Origin of the sequence: Xanthobacter flavus, assembly GCF_017875275.1 — a bacterium.
Classification (GTDB): domain Bacteria; phylum Pseudomonadota; class Alphaproteobacteria; order Rhizobiales; family Xanthobacteraceae; genus Xanthobacter; species Xanthobacter flavus_A.
On record NZ_JAGGML010000001.1, the window covers coordinates 2,248,719 to 2,264,792 of the forward strand.

17 protein-coding genes are annotated in these 16,074 nt (G+C 69.0%); 9 read left to right on the forward strand and 8 right to left on the reverse strand.

What is annotated here, in order from left to right:
- Nucleotides 1–6 precede the first annotated feature (6 nt).
- From J2126_RS10830 to obgE, 3 genes are all read right to left on the reverse strand, one after another.
- Nucleotides 7–399, reverse strand: coding sequence for a type II toxin-antitoxin system VapC family toxin (locus tag J2126_RS10830; protein ID WP_209486691.1), 393 nt, complete (start codon nucleotides 397–399; stop codon nucleotides 7–9).
- Nucleotides 396–665, reverse strand: coding sequence for a type II toxin-antitoxin system VapB family antitoxin (locus J2126_RS10835; protein WP_209486693.1), 270 nt, complete (start codon nucleotides 663–665; stop codon nucleotides 396–398). The genes J2126_RS10830 and J2126_RS10835 overlap by 4 nt, the downstream gene beginning before the upstream one ends.
- 69 nt (nucleotides 666–734) lie before the next feature.
- The gene (gene obgE, locus J2126_RS10840) at nucleotides 735–1,772 is read right to left on the reverse strand and encodes a GTPase ObgE (protein ID WP_209486695.1); all 1,038 of its coding nucleotides are present in this window, start codon (nucleotides 1,770–1,772) and stop codon (nucleotides 735–737) included.
- 85 nt (nucleotides 1,773–1,857) lie between these two features.
- On the opposite strand from obgE, the gene J2126_RS10845 reads away from it, so the two are divergent.
- The 3 genes from J2126_RS10845 (at nucleotide 1,858) to pdeM (ending at nucleotide 5,277) form a co-directional block, all read left to right on the forward strand.
- The gene (locus J2126_RS10845; RefSeq protein WP_209486698.1) at nucleotides 1,858–4,038 is read left to right on the forward strand and encodes a primosomal protein N'; all 2,181 of its coding nucleotides are present in this window, start codon (nucleotides 1,858–1,860) and stop codon (nucleotides 4,036–4,038) included.
- The gene (locus J2126_RS10850; RefSeq protein WP_348634280.1) at nucleotides 4,035–4,508 is read left to right on the forward strand and encodes an NUDIX hydrolase; all 474 of its coding nucleotides are present in this window, start codon (nucleotides 4,035–4,037) and stop codon (nucleotides 4,506–4,508) included. The genes J2126_RS10845 and J2126_RS10850 overlap by 4 nt, the downstream gene beginning before the upstream one ends.
- Nucleotides 4,509–4,575: 67 nt before the next feature.
- On the forward strand, nucleotides 4,576–5,277 hold the full coding sequence (gene pdeM / locus J2126_RS10855; protein WP_209486702.1) for a ligase-associated DNA damage response endonuclease PdeM: 702 nt from the start codon (nucleotides 4,576–4,578) through the stop codon (nucleotides 5,275–5,277).
- Between the two features lie 12 nt (nucleotides 5,278–5,289).
- Here the strand turns inward: pdeM and J2126_RS10860 are convergent, their stop codons facing one another.
- Genes J2126_RS10860 through J2126_RS10870 form a run of 3 tightly spaced genes read right to left on the reverse strand, consistent with a single transcriptional unit; the run spans nucleotide 5,290 to nucleotide 7,859 of the window.
- On the reverse strand, nucleotides 5,290–5,886 hold the full coding sequence (locus J2126_RS10860) for a Smr/MutS family protein (RefSeq protein ID WP_209486704.1): 597 nt from the start codon (nucleotides 5,884–5,886) through the stop codon (nucleotides 5,290–5,292).
- Nucleotides 5,883–7,139 (reverse strand): murein transglycosylase A, encoded by a 1,257-nt coding sequence (mltA, locus tag J2126_RS10865; protein ID WP_245327274.1) that lies wholly within the window; start codon nucleotides 7,137–7,139, stop codon nucleotides 5,883–5,885. Before mltA ends, J2126_RS10860 begins: the two co-directional genes overlap by 4 nt.
- A gap of 3 nt (nucleotides 7,140–7,142) precedes the next feature.
- The gene (locus tag J2126_RS10870) at nucleotides 7,143–7,859 is read right to left on the reverse strand and encodes a Tim44/TimA family putative adaptor protein (RefSeq protein WP_348634281.1); all 717 of its coding nucleotides are present in this window, start codon (nucleotides 7,857–7,859) and stop codon (nucleotides 7,143–7,145) included.
- Nucleotides 7,860–8,169: 310 nt separating this feature from the next.
- Here J2126_RS10870 and J2126_RS10875 point away from each other — a divergent pair, with 310 nt between their 5' ends.
- The 4 genes from J2126_RS10875 (at nucleotide 8,170) to J2126_RS10890 (ending at nucleotide 12,225) form a co-directional block, all read left to right on the forward strand.
- Nucleotides 8,170–9,144, forward strand: coding sequence for a tripartite tricarboxylate transporter substrate binding protein (locus J2126_RS10875; RefSeq protein WP_209486708.1), 975 nt, complete (start codon nucleotides 8,170–8,172; stop codon nucleotides 9,142–9,144).
- A gap of 63 nt (nucleotides 9,145–9,207) precedes the next feature.
- Entirely contained in the window at nucleotides 9,208–9,675 is a 468-nt protein-coding gene (locus tag J2126_RS10880) for a tripartite tricarboxylate transporter TctB family protein (RefSeq protein ID WP_209486710.1), read from the forward strand.
- A complete protein-coding gene (locus J2126_RS10885) occupies nucleotides 9,672–11,162 on the forward strand; it encodes a tripartite tricarboxylate transporter permease (protein ID WP_209486712.1) in 1,491 nt (496 codons plus the stop codon). Before J2126_RS10880 ends, J2126_RS10885 begins: the two co-directional genes overlap by 4 nt.
- Nucleotides 11,163–11,283: 121 nt before the next feature.
- Complete coding sequence (locus J2126_RS10890) at nucleotides 11,284–12,225, forward strand: ROK family protein (protein WP_209486714.1); 942 nt, start codon at nucleotides 11,284–11,286, stop codon at nucleotides 12,223–12,225.
- A 15-nt stretch (nucleotides 12,226–12,240) separates the two neighbouring features.
- On the opposite strand, the gene J2126_RS10895 is transcribed toward J2126_RS10890, so the two are convergent.
- Entirely contained in the window at nucleotides 12,241–13,098 is an 858-nt protein-coding gene (locus tag J2126_RS10895; protein WP_209486716.1) for a LysR family transcriptional regulator, read from the reverse strand.
- 97 nt (nucleotides 13,099–13,195) lie between these two features.
- Here J2126_RS10895 and J2126_RS10900 point away from each other — a divergent pair, with 97 nt between their 5' ends.
- Nucleotides 13,196–14,125 (forward strand): DMT family transporter, encoded by a 930-nt coding sequence (locus J2126_RS10900; protein ID WP_209486718.1) that lies wholly within the window; start codon nucleotides 13,196–13,198, stop codon nucleotides 14,123–14,125.
- On the opposite strand, the gene J2126_RS10905 is transcribed toward J2126_RS10900, so the two are convergent.
- Nucleotides 14,113–14,958 (reverse strand): hypothetical protein, encoded by an 846-nt coding sequence (locus tag J2126_RS10905; protein ID WP_209486720.1) that lies wholly within the window; start codon nucleotides 14,956–14,958, stop codon nucleotides 14,113–14,115. The two genes, J2126_RS10900 and J2126_RS10905, sit on opposite strands and share 13 nt — an antisense overlap.
- Nucleotides 14,959–15,220: 262 nt before the next feature.
- Between J2126_RS10905 and J2126_RS10910 the strand changes: the two genes are divergently transcribed.
- Nucleotides 15,221–16,009, forward strand: a complete 789-nt coding sequence (locus J2126_RS10910; RefSeq protein ID WP_209486723.1) for a Bax inhibitor-1/YccA family protein — start codon at nucleotides 15,221–15,223, stop codon at nucleotides 16,007–16,009.
- Nucleotides 16,010–16,074: the final 65 nt, after the last annotated feature.

Consider the following 16,074-nt stretch of genomic DNA (forward strand, 5'->3'; position numbering starts at 1 on the left):
GGCACCTCAGGCGTGCGCGCGGCGCACGTCGGTGCGGGAGAATTCCTCCCCCTTGAAGAGGAGGGGCACATCATGCGCCTTGGCCACGGCATAGGCCATGCAGTCCCCGAAGTTCAAGCCCGCCGGGTGCCGGCCCTTGCCGAAGCGGTCGAAGGCGAGGCTCGCGATCTCGTGCATCTTGAGCGAGAAGGCCACCGGGTGGATCGACGGGCGGCGCGCGAGGGCCTCGACAAACGGTCCAGCCGCCTCACCGATGCGGCTGGACAGGACCAGCCGCGTTTCAACAAGCATGGGCGTCCCGACAAGGGCCTTCGCGCGCGCGATCGCCCGCGCGAAGGCGTCCGCCTCCGGCTCGCCGAGCGCCATGGCCACGATGGCCGACGTGTCCAGCGCGATCATATGGGCAGGCCATATTCGTCATACATATCGGAGTGGTCGGAGACCGCCCCCTCCTTCGCACGCTGCGCTGCAGAGCGAGCGAGTTGGCGCAAGGCCTCATATTCGGCCTGCTGCTCGGGCGTAAGCGCGGTGTCGGAGGACAAGGCCGCGTCGTAGGCCCGCAAGGCGTTCACGACGACCTCGGTCACCGGCCGCCCCTGCCGGCGCGCCAGCCGCTGCGCCGTCTCAAACGCCTCGTCGCTGCGGATGTTGAGCTGTCTTGCCATGATGCTAGCATCTCCTTTCGAGATGCTAGCAAAAATGCCTGTCCGTGTCGCGCTCGCGTCGCAACGCGCTCAGGGCCGCCAGCCATCGCGCGGCGCGGCCTCTTCCTTCTCGACGCCGCGGGCCTCCTCCACCACCGAAAGAAGCGCCCTCAGCGCCTCCGGCACGCCTTGGCCCGAGGTGGCGGAGAGGAGCAGCGGCTTCTTCTTCGCGGCGCGCTGGAGACGCTCCTTCTGCTGCTTGAGCAGTTCGGGCGAGAGGGCATCCACCTTGGAAAGGGCGACGATCTCCGGCTTCTCGTCGAGCCCGTTGCCATAGGCGGCCAGCTCGGCGCGGACGGTCTTGTAGGCTTTGCCGGCATGCTCGGACGTGCCGTCCACCAGGTGCAGCAGCGCGCGGCAGCGCTCCACATGGCCGAGGAAGCGGTCGCCGATGCCGACGCCCTCGTGGGCGCCCTCGATCAGGCCGGGAATGTCGGCGAGCACGAACTCGCGCCCGTCCACCCGCACCACGCCGAGGCCGGGATGCAGCGTGGTGAAGGGATAATCGGCGATCTTGGGCTTCGCCGCCGTGGTCGCAGCGAGGAAGGTGGACTTGCCGGCATTGGGCAGACCGACGAGGCCGGCGTCGGCGATCAGCTTCAGGCGAAGCCAGATCCAGCGTTCCTGACCTTCGAGACCGGGGTTGGCGCGGCGGGGGGCCTGGTTGGTGGAGGTCTTGAACTGGGCGTTGCCGAAGCCGCCGTTGCCACCTTCCAGAAGCTTGATGCGCTGGCCGACCTCGGTCATGTCGGCGAGGATGGTCTCCTCGTCCTCATCGAGGATCTGGGTACCGGCCGGCACCTTCAGCACCACATCGGCGCCCTTGGCGCCGGTGCATCTGGCACCCCGGCCGTGGTCGCCCTTCTTGGCCTTGAAATGCTGCTGATAGCGGTAGTCGATCAGCGTGTTGAGGCCGTCCACGCACTCGATCCACACGTCGCCGCCCCGCCCGCCGTCGCCGCCATCGGGACCGCCGAACTCGATGAACTTCTCGCGCCGGAACGAGACGCACCCTGCCCCGCCGTCTCCGGAGCGCACATAGACCTTGGCCTGATCGAGGAATTTCATGGGTTCGAGGTAGACGCGCGCAATGTGGAACGCAAGGGGAGAAACCCCCTTTGACCTTTCCCGCGCGCCGGACCAAAAGACGAACATGAGCCCGCGCACCGTCGATGTCCTGCTCCCCCTCGGCCTCGACGCCGCCTATTCCTACCTCCTGCCCGAGGGGATGGAGGTGTCGCCGGGCGACCTCGTACATGTGCCGCTTGGTACCAAGAGTGTCATCGGCGTGGTCTGGCCGCGCGCGCAGGCGGCCGGCGGCAAGGCGGTGGAGGCCGGCAAGCTGAAGGCGGTGAAGGCGAAGCTCGATTACGTGCCGCTGCCGCCCGACCTCATCCGGCTGATCGACTGGATGGCCGACTATACGCTGGCGCCGCGCGGCATGGTGCTGCGCATGGCGCTGCGCCACGGCGAGAGCCCCGGCGCGGCGCGCGAGCGGGTTGGCGTGCGCCTCTCCGGATCAACACCCGCCCGCATGACGGCTGCCCGCGCGCGGCTTCTGGACACGCTCGCGGACGGCTTCGTGCGCGGCAAGACCGAGGCCGCGCGGGAGGCCGGCGTCTCCCCCTCCGTGGTGGACGGACTGGTGGATGACGGCACGCTGGAAGCCGTAGTGCTTCCCCCCGAGCCCGCCGCCTACCCACCCGATCCCGACCATTCCGTGCCAGAGCTCTCGCAGCCGCAGGCGGAGGCGGCAGAGGCCATGGTCGCGGCGGTGAAGGCGAAGGCTTTCTCCGTCCATTTGCTCGACGGCGTGACCGGCTCCGGCAAGACGGAGACCTATTTCGAGGCGGTGGCGGAGGCGATCCGCGCCGGACGGCAGGCGCTGATCCTGCTGCCGGAAATCGCCCTCACCCAGGCCTTCCTCGACCGCTTCACCGAGCGCTTCGGCGTGAAGCCGGCGGAATGGCATTCGGGCGTCTCCACCCGACGCCGCGCCAAGGTGCTGAACGAGGTGGCCTCGGGACAGGTCAAGGTTGTGGCGGGGGCGCGCTCGGCCCTGTTCCTGCCCTTCCGCGATCTCGGCCTCATCATCGTCGATGAAGAGCACGACCCGGCCTACAAGCAGGAGGATGGCGTCTGTTACCACGCCCGCGACATGGCAGTGGTGCGGGCGCGCCTTGCGTCGGCACCCATCGTGCTGGCCTCGGCGACGCCCTCCATCGAGACCGAGGTGAACGCCCGGCGCGGCCGCTACCGACGGCTCGCCTTGCCCGTCCGCTTCGGAGGCGCCAAGGTGCCCGGCCTCTCCCCCATCGACCTGCGCCGGGAAGGCCCGCCGCGCGGCCGCTGGATCGCGCCGCGACTGGAAGCGGAGATCAACACGACGCTGGAGGCCGGCGAGCAGGCGCTCCTTTTCCTCAATCGCCGGGGCTATGCGCCGCTCACTTTGTGCCGCTCCTGCGGCCACCGGATGCGCTGCCCCTCCTGCACCGCCTGGCTGGTGGAGCACCGCTTCCGCCGCCGCCTCACCTGCCACCATTGCGGCTATCAGGCCCCGGTGCCGGAGAAGTGCCCGGCCTGCGATGCGCCGGACAGCCTTGTCCCAGTCGGGCCGGGCGTGGAGCGGCTTCAGGAGGAGGTGCAGACCCTGTTCCCCAACGCCCGCGCCCTCGTCCTCTCCTCGGACCTTCTGGGCGGGGTGGAGCGGATGCGGGCCGAGCTTGACGCGGTCGCCAAGGGCGACGTGGACGTGGTGGTGGGCACCCAGCTCGTGGCCAAGGGCCACAACTTCCCCGGCCTGGCCCTCGTGGGCGTGGTGGATGCGGATGTAGGCCTCGGCCATGGCGATCCCCGCGCCGCCGAGCGGACCTTCCAGCTGGTGCATCAGGTGGCGGGGCGCGCCGGGCGCGGCAAGGCGGAGGGGCGGGGCTTCATTCAGACCCACATGCCCGAGCATCCGGTGATGCGCGCGCTGGTGACGGGGGATCGCGATGCCTTCTACGACGTGGAGATCGCCTCCCGCGAGGAGGCACAGCTTCCGCCCTTCGGCCGCATGGCCGCGCTCATCGTCTCGGCCAGCGAGGCCCATGTGGCGGAGGGCCATGCCCGGCGCCTGGCGGTTTCCGCCCCCATCGCACCGGAGGTGCGCATCCTCGGCCCGGCGGAAGCGCCCCTGGCCCTGCTCCGCGGACGCCACCGCTGGCGGCTTCTGGTCCGCACGCCGCGCAATTTCGATCTGCCCGCCTATCTCAGTGAATGGCGGGCCGTGGCACCGAAGGTGACGGGCAACATCAAGGTCGCCATCGACGTGGACCCGCAGAGCTTCCTGTGAGCGGCACCATCGACGACACCATCGACCGCCCTGCCGCCCGGCTCCTCGTGCTGGATGGCGAGGACCGGCTGCTGCTGTTCCGCTTCGCCTATGCCGAGGGCGCCCTGGCCGGGAACGTCTATTGGGCACCGCCCGGAGGGGGGCTGGAGCCGGGCGAGACCTATGAGGCTGCCGCCTGCCGCGAGCTTCTGGAGGAAACCGGCCTCGCCATCACCCATCCCGGCCCCGCCGTCGCCCAGCGCACGGTCTCGTTCGTGATGCCGGACGGGCGGCGCGTGCGGTCGGACGAGCGCTATTTCCTCGTGCGCGCGCCCGGCCTTGTGGTCTCGTCCGCCGGCTGGTCGGAGGATGAGCGCAAGGCGCTGGTGCACCATGCGTGGTGGACGAGGGACGCTCTGTCTTCCCTCACCGAGCAGGTCTGGCCCGAGGATGTCGCTGCCATCCTGGCCGAGGCGGGTATCTGGCGCTGATGGTGCGTCAATGCCGGCGTCACGGCCCCGCTTGCTCGCGGCGCGGCGTTGGGCACAATCCGCCGCCATGCTCGCCCTCGCCGAATCAGCGGACCTCTCCCTCGCCCGGATCGACCTCCGGGGCGCGGAACTGGAGCTTGACCCCTCCGGTGCCCTGCTCTGGCCGGACGAGCGGCTGATGGTGGTGGCGGACCTGCACCTCGAAAAGGGCTCCGCCTTCGCCCGGCGCGGACAGATGCTGCCGCCCTACGACACCCTCGACACGCTGAAGCGCCTCTCCGCCGTCGTTGCCCTGCACCAGCCGCGCATGGTGATCGCGCTGGGCGACAGCCTGCACGACCGCTGGGCCGGCGAGCGCATGGCGGACCCGCTTCGCGACGAGATTCGCCGCATCCAGACCGGCCGCACCTTCATCTGGATCGCCGGCAACCACGACCCCCTGCCCCACGATCTCGGCGGCGAAGGTACTGCCATGCTCGCCCTCGGCCCGTTGCTGTTCCGTCATGAGCCGGAAGAGGGGCCGGCGCCGGGCGAGGTTTGCGGTCATCTCCATCCTGCGGCGCGCGTCGTGACGCGGGGACGGGGCGTGCGGCGCCGGTGTTTCGTCACCGATGGCAGCCGGATGATCCTGCCCGCCTTTGGCGCCTATGCCGGCGGGCTGAGCGTCGCCGATCCTGCCATCGCCCGTCTGTTCCCGGCGCGACGCTTCACCGCCCACCTGCTCGGGGCGGGGCGCACCTATGGCATGCCTGCTTCCGCCTGCCTCTGACCTGAGGGACGCTCAGCGCCGGCGGCGGATGCGGACATAGAGCGCGCCCTCCCCGCCATGGCGGCGCCCGGCGGATTCGAACCCCACCACCACGGCCCGCAGGTCCGGTTCTGCCAGCCACAGGGGCACCGCCCGCTTGAGCACGCCCCGGCCTTCGCCGAAGGCCGGGCCTGAACTCATCAGGCGTTCGGGATCACCCTTGCCGGTGATGACCAGAACCAGCGCATGGCCGCTCGCCTGCGCCTCCAAGAGGAACAAGCGCAGCCGGCGATGGGCGGCCGCCTGGGTGAGGCCGTGCAGGTCGAGGCGGGCATCCACCTCGGCCCCGCGCGTGAGCCGGCGGCGGGTCTTCGGCTCCAGCGCCGCGAGCGGCGGCGGCGGAGGCGCTGCGGGGGCGGCCACCTTGGGTGGAGTACCGGCCTTGGCTCTGGATTTCGGCTTCGCCTCCGGCGCGGGCTCGACCACCTGCGGAGGCTCCGGAGCCGGCGTCACCGGCGGCTGAGCCGCGACTGGCCTTTCGGGGCGGAGGCGCTTCACCGAGCGCACCACATGGTCCCAGAGCGCGCGCTCTTCCGCATCGAGCAGCCGGCGGCGGCCGCGGCGGCTCATGGCGCGCGGTCCGCGAAGCGCGGCACCAGCAGAGTGAATTTGCCGGCATGCCGCAGGCGCCCCGCCACCGCGCCCGCCGCATCGCCGGCCCCGAAATAGAGGTCCGCCCGCGCCGGACCGACGATGGCGGAGCCGGTATCCTGCGCGATCATCAGCCGGCGGAACGGCTCGGCCGTGCCGGGAGCGGACAGCGGCAGGTCCGCCTCCACGAAGATCGGCGTACCATAGGTGTGAAGCTTCCGGTCCACCGCCAGCGACCGCCCCGCCGTGAGCGGCACGCCCTGCGCGCCCATCGCGCCCTGATCGTCGCCCATGGGCAGGACCTTGAAGAACACGAAGGATCGGTTCTCCCGTCGCAGCGCGCGACCGGCGTCGGGATCAGCCTCCATGAAGGCGCGGATGCGCGCCATGGACATCTCCTCCCGCGGGACGAGCCCCCGCTGGATGAGCAGTCGCCCGACCGGCAGATAGGGCTGGCCGTTGAAGCCGTCATAGCCCAGCCGCAGGATGCGGCCATCCGGAAGGCGGATGCGCGCGGAGCCCTGGATCTGCATGAAGAAGAGATCGATGGGGTCGCGAAGCCACGCGACCTCCAGCCCGCGGCCGGCCAGCGCGCCATCCTCGATGGCGGCGCGGTCGTGATAGGGCACGAGTGCGCCACCCTCGCGGCGGAAGGCCGGACCGGAATTGGGCGTCGGGCCGGGCGCCGCCATGATCAGATCGTCGGGGCGTCCATAGACCGGCACGTCGAAGCCGTTGCCGGGCTGGAGCGCGCCCGCCACTTCCGGCTCGTAATAGCCGGTGTAGTAGCCGCCCTCGCCGCCGTCCGGGATCACCCGCCACGGCCGGAAATTGGCCTCGAAGAACAGGCGGGCGAGGCGGGGCGCCGGTATCGACGGGCCGAGGCGAGCGGCGGCGGCGCAGGCATGGCGGAGGCCGCGCGCGAGCGTCGGCGCGGAGGCCGGACCCACCTCGGCCGGCGGCGTCTTCAACGCCGCGCAGCTGGCGCGAAAGGTGGCGAAGGCGGCGGCGTGGTCGTCGGCCGCCCACCCGTCGAGGGCAGCGAAGGCCACCGGCTCGAGCCGGGCGCCGGGCACGGCCGGAACGACGGGCTGGAGCGACATGGCCGGCAGGTTCGAGCGAGAGACAACAGGTTCGGCGGCGACAGCGGGCGTCATGGCCGCTAGCGCGGCGACGATACCGGCGAGGGCCGGGCGCCGCACGCCGGCTATGACGGCGCGCGCCGGAGCCATGGCCTACTGGGCGGCTTCCGTGGCCACCAGCTTCCAGTTGGGGTCGCGCGTGCCGAGATCCCGGGCGAACGTCCACACGTCGGTCACATCGGCCACCATGTCGGGGCTGCCGTCCACCACCGTGCCATCCGGACCGCGCGTGACGGAAATGAGCTTGGACACAAAGCGCACGGTCAGCTGCGCGTTGGTACCGCGCACGGTCACATCCTGCAGATCGGCGGACTCGATGGAGACGAAGCGCGATTCCATCGTCTCCTTGCGGCTCTCGCGATCGGCGATGGCGGCGACGAAGCCGTCATAGACGTCCTTGGCCAGAAGATCCTTCAGCTGGCGACGGTCGCCGGCGGCGAAGGCGTTGACGATCATCTCGTAGGCCGCGCGCGCGCCGGTCAGGAAGTGCTTGGCGTCGAAGTCCGGCTCGACGCGGGCGATCTCATCGAGGGCGGCGGCGGTCGCGGAGCCCTCCGCCGCGACACCTTCCCAGCGGAAGGCCGCAGGCTCCACCTCGACCGGCGACGGCGCGCCCGGCGGCGTTCCGTTGCGCTCGGGCAGGCTCACGACATTGCCTTCCGGCGTCGGCTGAGGCGGACGAGCGGTATCGCGGGAATAGGGATCGTAGGGCGGCCGCTCGCGGCCCGTCCTCTGCCCCAGAACGCTGCGCAGCCGCACGAAGATGAAGACCGCGAGGGCCAGGAAGATGATCGTGTAGATATCGAACACTGCGCTTCGCCATGCCTCTCGGCGCGCCAGTGACCGGCCCGCCAGGTTGCCTCGATCCATCGCGCCCGCCCCGCGCGCGCTTCCGGTCCACCAGCTTATGTACGTCGAAGCTGCCGTATCGCCAGCCCCTGCGCCTACGAAGCGCACCTTTTTCGGTGAAAGCTTAAGCCACTGCGGCCCCCCGCGCCACCTCCCGCCGGAAGGATCGCCAGTGGCGTGGTCGCGTTGACCTCGGGTAGGCACTGACTTACAGTCATTCAAAACGATTAGATTTCGGCCAAAGAAGCCGAAAGTCAGGGAGAGAGACACCATGCGCCGGTTTCTGATGGCGGGGCTTGCCCTCGCCGCATCGACTTTTGCCGCCATTGCGCCGAACGCTGCCACGGCGGCTTACCCCGATCGCCCCATCACCCTCATCGTGCCGTGGAATGCCGGCGGCGGGACGGACGCGGTGGCGCGCATCGTCGCCTCGCTTCTTGAAAAGGATCTCGGACAGCCGATCGCTGTGGTGAACCGCACAGGCGGCCAGGGCGTGGTGGGCCATCAGGCCATCGCAGATGCGACACCGGACGGTTACACCATCGGCATCATCACCGTGGAAATCGGCATGATGCACTGGCAGGGCCTGACCCAGCTCACCGGTGCGTCCTACACCCCCCTCGCCCTGATGAACGAGGACCCCGCTGGCGTGCAGGTGCGGGCGGATGCGGCCTACAAGACGCTCGATGACCTGATCGCCGACATCAAGGCCAACCCCGGCAAGTTCAAGGCCTCCGGCACCGGTCAGGGTGGCATCTGGCACCTTGCCCTTGCCGGCATGCTCTCTTCCCTGAAGCTCGATCCGAAAAGCGTGCCTTGGGTTCCCTCCAACGGCGCGGCGCCCGGCCTTCAGGACCTGGTGGCGGGCGGCGTCCAGGTCGTCACCTGCTCCATTCCGGAGGCGCGCTCGCTCATCGACGCCAAGCGGGTGAAAAGTCTCGCCATCATGGCGACCGAGCGCTCGAAGCTGATGCCCGACGTTCCCACCCTGAAGGAAGCCACCGGCAGCACCTGGACCATCGGCGCATGGCGCGGATTCGCCGCTCCCAAGGGCCTCGACAAGGCGGCCTCGGACAAGCTGCAGGCGGCCCTCAAGAAGGTCTACGACAGCAAGGAATACCAGGAGTTCCTCACCAATCGCGGGTTCGGCGGGCGCTATGCGGACGGGCCCGGCTTTGCCGAGTTCATGGCCAAGGCGGATGCCTCGCTCGGTGCCGTCATGAAGGAAGTCGGCCTCGCGAAATAGCCGCGGCTGCTCAACGCGGCGGCCCGCGCCGCCGCTCCCTTCCTGCGACGCCGGAGCCGCATCATGCGCTTCAGTGACCTGATCCTCGGCCTGCTGCTGCTCGCCGGGGCTGCCATCTTGTTCTCGGCGGCATCCGGCCTGCCGCCCATACCTGGACAGGCCTACGGCGCGGATGTCTTCCCCGTGCTGACGGCCGCGGGCCTTGCGGCCTGCGGCTTCATCCTCGCGGTGGGCTCGGTCCGCGCCGGACCGTTCCCACTCGCGCAGGCGACATGGGTGCGCACGCCCGGTGCCAGCTTCAGGGCGGCGGCGACGATCGCGCTTGTCCTCGCCTACATGGTGCTGACGCCGCTCATCGGCTTCGTCGCCACTGCGACGGTCGTCCTGACCGGCCTGTTCGTGCTCGTGCGGGTCCCGGTGGCGCAGGCGATCGGAATCGCGCTGGCGACCGCGCTTTTCACCTATTTCTCCTTCAACATGCTCCTGCGCGTACCGCTGCCGCGCGGCCTCGTGGAGGGCTTCCTGCCATGAATGCCGTGCTCGCAGGTCTCGATCTCGTCCTTCGCTGGGACGTGATCCTCACCATTCTCGTCGCGTCCGCCTTTGGCCTCGTGGTCGGTGCCATCCCGGGCCTGACGGCGACCATGGCCATCGCCCTCCTGGTGCCGATCACCTTCTTCATGGACCCCATCCCCGCCGTGGGTGCCATGATCTCGTGTTCGGCCATGGCCATCTTTGCGGGCGACATTCCGGCAACGCTCATGCGCATGCCCGGCACGCCCGCGTCGGCCGCCTATTCCGACGAATGCTACGCCATGACCCGCAAGGGCGAAGCGGAGGTGGCGCTCGGCGCCAACGTTCTGTTCTCGGCGCTGGGCGGCCTGTTCGGCACGGCGATCCTCATCGTGTCGGCGCCGCTTCTGGCGGAGATCGCGCTCGGATTCTCCTCGTTCGAGTATTTCTGGCTGGCGCTGATGGGGCTCGCGTGCGCCATCTTCATCGGCTCGGGCTCGCCGGTGAAGGGGCTGGTGTCGCTCTTCCTCGGGCTGTTCGTGGCGCAGATCGGCATCGACAATCCGGCCGGCGTGCCGCGCTTCACCTTCGGCAACTCGAACCTGCTCGGAGGCGTGGATTTCATCCCCGCCATGATCGGCCTGTTCGCCATGTCGGAAGTGATCCGCACCATGGCCGCCGGTGCGCCGGACTGGTCGGTGCGCCAGACTTCGCTCGGCAATCCGCTGAAGGGCTGGGGCCGGCTGATCGCCCGATACTGGCCGCAGCAGATCCGCGGCAACATCACAGGGACCGCCATCGGCATCCTGCCCGGTGCCGGCGCGGACATTGCCGCCTGGGTGTCCTACGCCATGAGCCGGAAGTTTTCGAAGACGCCGGAGAAGTTCGGCACCGGCCATGTGGAAGGCATCATCGAGAGCACCTCCGCCAACAATGCCGCGCTGGCGGGCGCGTGGGTGCCGGCGCTGGTGTTCGGCATTCCGGGAGACAGCATCACGGCCATCGTCATAGGGGTGCTCTACCTCAAGGGCCTCAATCCGGGACCGACCCTCTTCCTGAACAATCCCGAATCCATCTACGCGGTCTTCATCATCTTCATCATCGCCAACCTCGCGATGATCCCGCTCGGTCTTGCCGCGCTGAAGGCGGGAACAGCCCTGCTGCGCTTTCCACGGCGCATCCTCATCCCGCTCATCCTGCTGTTCTGCATCGTCGGCGCCTATGCCGTGAACAACTCCGCCTATGGCGTCGTGCTGATGCTGGTGTTCGGCGTGCTCGGCTTTCTCATGGAAGAGCACGACATTCCCATCGCTCCGTGCGTGCTTGGCATCGTGCTCGGCAAGATGCTGGAGGACAGTTTCGTCACCTCCATGATCAAGGCGGACGGCAACCTCCTCGCCTTCTTCGAACGTCCCATCGCGGGCGGACTCGGCGTCCTCACGCTGCTTGTCTTCTGCCTGCCTCTCTGGGGCGCACTGAAGCGGTGGCGCGGGACCGGGGCCTGAGGCATCCGGGAACCGCACCGGCGCCGCTGCGCTTGAGGTCCTGCCGGTGCGTGCGGTTCCGGCGCGCTTGCGTCCCGGACACGCTTGGCGCAGTAAAAGCTCTCTACCATCGGACTCATCAATGGCTCCCACTGTCCTGCTAGCGGATATCGGCGGCACAACCACCCGGGTCGCCCGGGCCGGCGCCGACGGCATCCCGTTCGATGTCCGGCTCGAAGCCAACGATTCCTACGCCTCCCTCGAGGACCTGCTGGGCACCTATCTGGCGTCCGTCAGCGGCGCCGCCCCTACCTGCGGCGCGCTGGCCGTGGCTGGCCCCATCGACGGCGACGACGTGCGGCTCACCAACCGCAACTGGCGCTTCTCGACACAAAAGCTCGCGGCCGGCCTCTCGTTCCAGCGGCTGACGGTGCTCAACGACTTCGAGGCCTTCGCCCACGGCCTGCCGCTGCTCACCCGCGACGACCTTCTGGAGGTCGGCACCGGCCGCGCCGTCGCCGGCGCGCCCATGCTGCTGTCCGGTCCGGGCACCGGGCTCGGAACCGCGATTATCCTGCCCCGCGAGGCAGGCTATGAGGTGCTGGCAAGCGAGGCCGGCCACATGCGGCTCGGCGCGGTGACCACCGACGAGGCCCGTATCGTCGCCCATCTGGTGCGCGATCTCGGCCCGGTGTCGGTCGAGCATGTGCTCTCCGGTCCCGGACTGGTGCGGCTGCATCGCATTCTCTCCGGTGAGAGCCTGTCCTCCCACGCCATCATCAAGGCGGCGCTGGACGGTCAGAGGCAGGAGAAGGAGAGCTGCCACATCTTCCTGCGCCTGCTCGGCCGGGTGCTGGGCGATCTGGCCCTCGCCATCGATGCCAAGGGCGGTGTCTTCGTCGGCGGCGGCGTGGGCCGGGCCATGGCGCACCTGTTCGCCGAAAGCCCCTTCCGCACCGCGTTCGAGGAGCACCCGCCCTACCACGACCGCCTCGCGCAGATTCCCATCAACGTGGTGATGCACGCCACGCCGGGCCTCGTCGGCATCGGCGAGATCGGCCGCCGCCTGCTGGTGGAGTGCTGACCGAAGGGTGGACGGTCAGGCGGCGGCGCGGGCTTCCCGGCCGCAGAAGGCAGCGATGAGATCGGCCAGCTCCCGCGCGGCGGAACAGGCGTTGCTCGCGGCCCGCAGGGCGAGTTCCGTGGGCGGGATGGGCGGCCAGAGATCGGACGACGGCAATTCCCGCAGCCGGGAATTGAGGGCCAGGTCGCTCAGGACCGTCACGCCCAGACCTCCGGCGAGGGCTGCCTCGATGCCGATCAGGCTCGGGCATTCATAGGCGATGCGCCACGGGCGGCCCGCCTTCTCGAGGGCGTGGACCGCCCGATTGCGATAAAGGCAACCCTGCCGGAACGCGGCAAGGCTCGCCACGTCCTCGTCCGGCGTGAAGCCGGCCCCACAGACCCACACCAGCCGCTCCGGCCAGGCCGCGACAGCGGGACCGGAGCCCGGCTCGCGCTTGAGCAGCACCACATCGAGTTCCCCGCGCGCAAAGCCGGCGTCGAGGTCGCAGCTCAGCCCGCATTCCACCGCCAGCCGGACCCCGGGGCGCGTGCGGGCGAACTCCGCCACCACGGACGTCAGGGCCGCCAAAGCGAAATCGTCGGGAATGCCCAGCCGCACCACCCGCGCGGGGGCGACGCCCGACAAGGCGGCCCGCGCCTCCGCACCGAGCGCGAGAATGCGCCGCGCGTAGCCGAGCAGGCGCTCGCCTTCGGCCGTGAGGCTGACGCCCCGGGCGTCCCGGATCAGAAGCTGGTGGCCGAGCTGGTCTTCCAGCCGGCGCACCTGCTGGCTGACCGTGGACTGGGTGCGATGGACGCGCTCGCCGGCCCGCGTGAAGCCGCCCGCGTCCACCACGGAGACGAAGGCTTTCAGAAGATCCATATCCAGCATGGCGCACCGGCATCATTCGATTATCCACTAGCCAATATCAAATCATTCAATTTTTCAATATGCCGCGTGCGTGCTTCTCTGCGGTTCAGGAGATGTCATGACCGCCACGCCCCTTCCCATTGCCGCCACCACCCGCCGGACAGACGCGCTGCTGCCGCTGTTCATCGCGGCGTTCTGCATCATCTGGAGCTCGGCCTTCGCCGTGGCGAAGGTGGCGCTGGCGGATTGCCCGCCCCTGCTGCTGCTGTCCGCGCGCTTTCTGGTGGCCGGGCTGGTCGTGCTCGGCGGCTGCGCGCTGCTCCTGCCCGCCAGCCATTTCCGCCGGCTGGATCTGCGCGATGTCGCGGCGCTGTCGGCGATGGGGATTCTCAACAATGCGGTCTACCTGGGCCTCAGCTACGTGGGCATGACCCATGTGTCGTCCGGCTTCACCGCCGTCCTGGTCTCCGCCAATCCGCTGCTGACGGCGCTCGGCGCAGCGGTGCTGCTGGGCGAGCGGCTGACGGGGCGCAAACTGCTCGGGCTCGTCCTGGGCATGATCGGCGTGGCCATCGTGGTCCGCTCGCGGATCGTCTCCGGGCATGAGGATCCGCTCGGCACCGCCTATGTGGTCGGGGCCCTGATGGCGCTCACCGCCGCGACGCTCATGTTCAAGAAGGTACGCACCTCGGCATCCCTGTTCGTCGGCAGCGGCATCCAGTCTTTGGCGGGCGGGATTGCGCTGCTGCCGGTGGCGCTGTGGCGGGAGGACGTGGCGTCCATCCACCCCACGCTGTCGCTCGGCCTCTCTTTCGCCTGGCTGACGCTGGCGGGCTCGGTGGGCGCGTTCAGCCTGTGGTTCTTCATCCTCGGCCGCACCAGCGCCACCCGCGCGAGCGCCCTGCACTTCCTGATGCCGCCGCTCGGCCTCATGTTCGGCTGGCTGCTGCTGGGCGAGCCGGTGCCGCCGCTTGATCTCGTCGGCATCGTGCCCATTGCCCTGGGCATCCGCCTCGTCACCACGGCGCCGTCGCCTCAGAAACGGTAATAGGCGGCGAGGACCAGCCCGTTCTCCTGCGGCGCATTGCGGGCGAAGACCGTGCCGACCACGGACAGCTGCACGGTGATGGCCGCCGAGAGATCGTAGGCCGCGCCCATCTGGAGCTTGTAATACTCGTAGGAGTCGCCGAAGTACGGGCCGGTCCCCGCCCCTTCCGAGATCACGCTGAACGACTGGGCGAGGAGTTGCCAGCGCTCCACGACGCGCCAGCCCAGCGTGAGGTCGAGATGGAGCTCGTCCGGCGGCGGGCCGAAGCGCATGCGCTGGGCGAGCTGAACGTCGAGGAAGGCCGGCTTGCCGAACAGGGTGAACGCCACGCCATAGAGCAGGCGGAGGTCGAGCTCGGGATCCTCATAGCCCACGGCGGCGGCGCTCTGGGAATTGCCGGTACCCGAAAAGCGGCCCACCACCTGCGCCGACACCACGCTCGCCGCATCGCGCCACAGCCGCACCCGGGCGCCGAGGTCCTGATAGCCCGGCCCGGCATAGGAAGATGGTGACGGGTCGGCGAACGAGACGTTCAGGAATTGCGGCGCCGCGAGCAGGGTCAGCCAATCCGTGGCGCCATATTCGAAGACGAGGGTGACCTCCACCTTGTCATAGGGGCGGCTGGCGTAGAGATCGTAGGTGGGTCCGAACTCGGTCGCGGAATAGGTGGCCGAGCCTTGCAGGATGACCTGCCCGTGCCCCTCCTCCTGCGTCCAGGCACCGCCACGCGCCGACGGCGCACCGGCCAGCAGAAGCAAGGCGAACAGCACCAGCGCCGAGCCGAACCCGGGCCAATTCAGCGCCGTTCCGGCAAGATGGATTTTTCCGCGCAAGAGTCCCCAGGCGACAAGACATGCCCGCCCGGCAACGATCCGCCGCCTGAGATGATCCCCCATCCGCATGCCCCGACCCCATGCGGGTTGAAACTATACCTTAACGCAGCCGCAAGGGTATGCCTGACGTAAAGTGACCTTGCGTAAATTTCATCCAGCCTCGTCTTGCCGCCCCTTCGCGAACCCACCATATTGACGGCGAACGCGCAGGTCCGGCCTCGGCCGGTCTTGGGCGTTTGAGATTTCTTCAAGGGGAACGACGATGTCCGATTATGATCGCAACGTCGCCGGGCGTTGGAACCCGTCGGTGGCACGCTCGCAGGCCGCGATCGACCAGGGGCTGCGGACGTACATGCTCAGCGTGTACAACTACATGGCACTGGGCCTTGCCATCACGGGCGCGGCCGCGCTCGGCATTTACATGCTCTCGGTGACCACCGACCCGGCATTGGCCGCGGGGCGGATCGCTGGCGGCATCATGCTGACGCAGTTCGGCTACGCGCTGTTCGTGAGCCCGCTGAAGTGGGTGGTGATGCTCGCGCCTCTGGCGGCGGTCTTTTTCCTGAGCTTCCGCATCGAGCGCATGAGCGTCTCGGCCGCGCAGATCACGTTCTGGGTCTATGCGGCTCTGGTGGGCGTATCGCTCTCCACGATCTTCCTCGTGTACACCCACGAGAGCATCGTGCGGGTGTTCTTCATCACCGCGGCCTCGTTCGGAGCGCTGAGCCTCTACGGCTACACCACGCAGCGTGACCTCTCCGGCATGGGATCCTTCCTGATGATGGGCCTCTTCGGCATCATCATCGCGTCGGTGGTGAATATCTTCCTCGGCTCCTCGATGCTGCAGTTCATCGTGTCGGTCGTGGGCGTGCTGGTGTTCGCGGGCCTCACCGCCTACGACACCCAGCGCATCAAGGAGATGTATTTCGCCGGCGACGACGTCGCCGTGGCGGGCAAGAAGGCCATCATGGGCGCGCTCGCGCTCTACCTGGACTTCATCAACATGTTCATGATGCTGCTCCAGCTCTTCGGCGGCCGCAACAACGAGTGACGGCAGTCTGACAGGACCGGCCAGCAACGAGAAGGCCCCGGCACTGCCGGGGCCTTTTTTTGTTG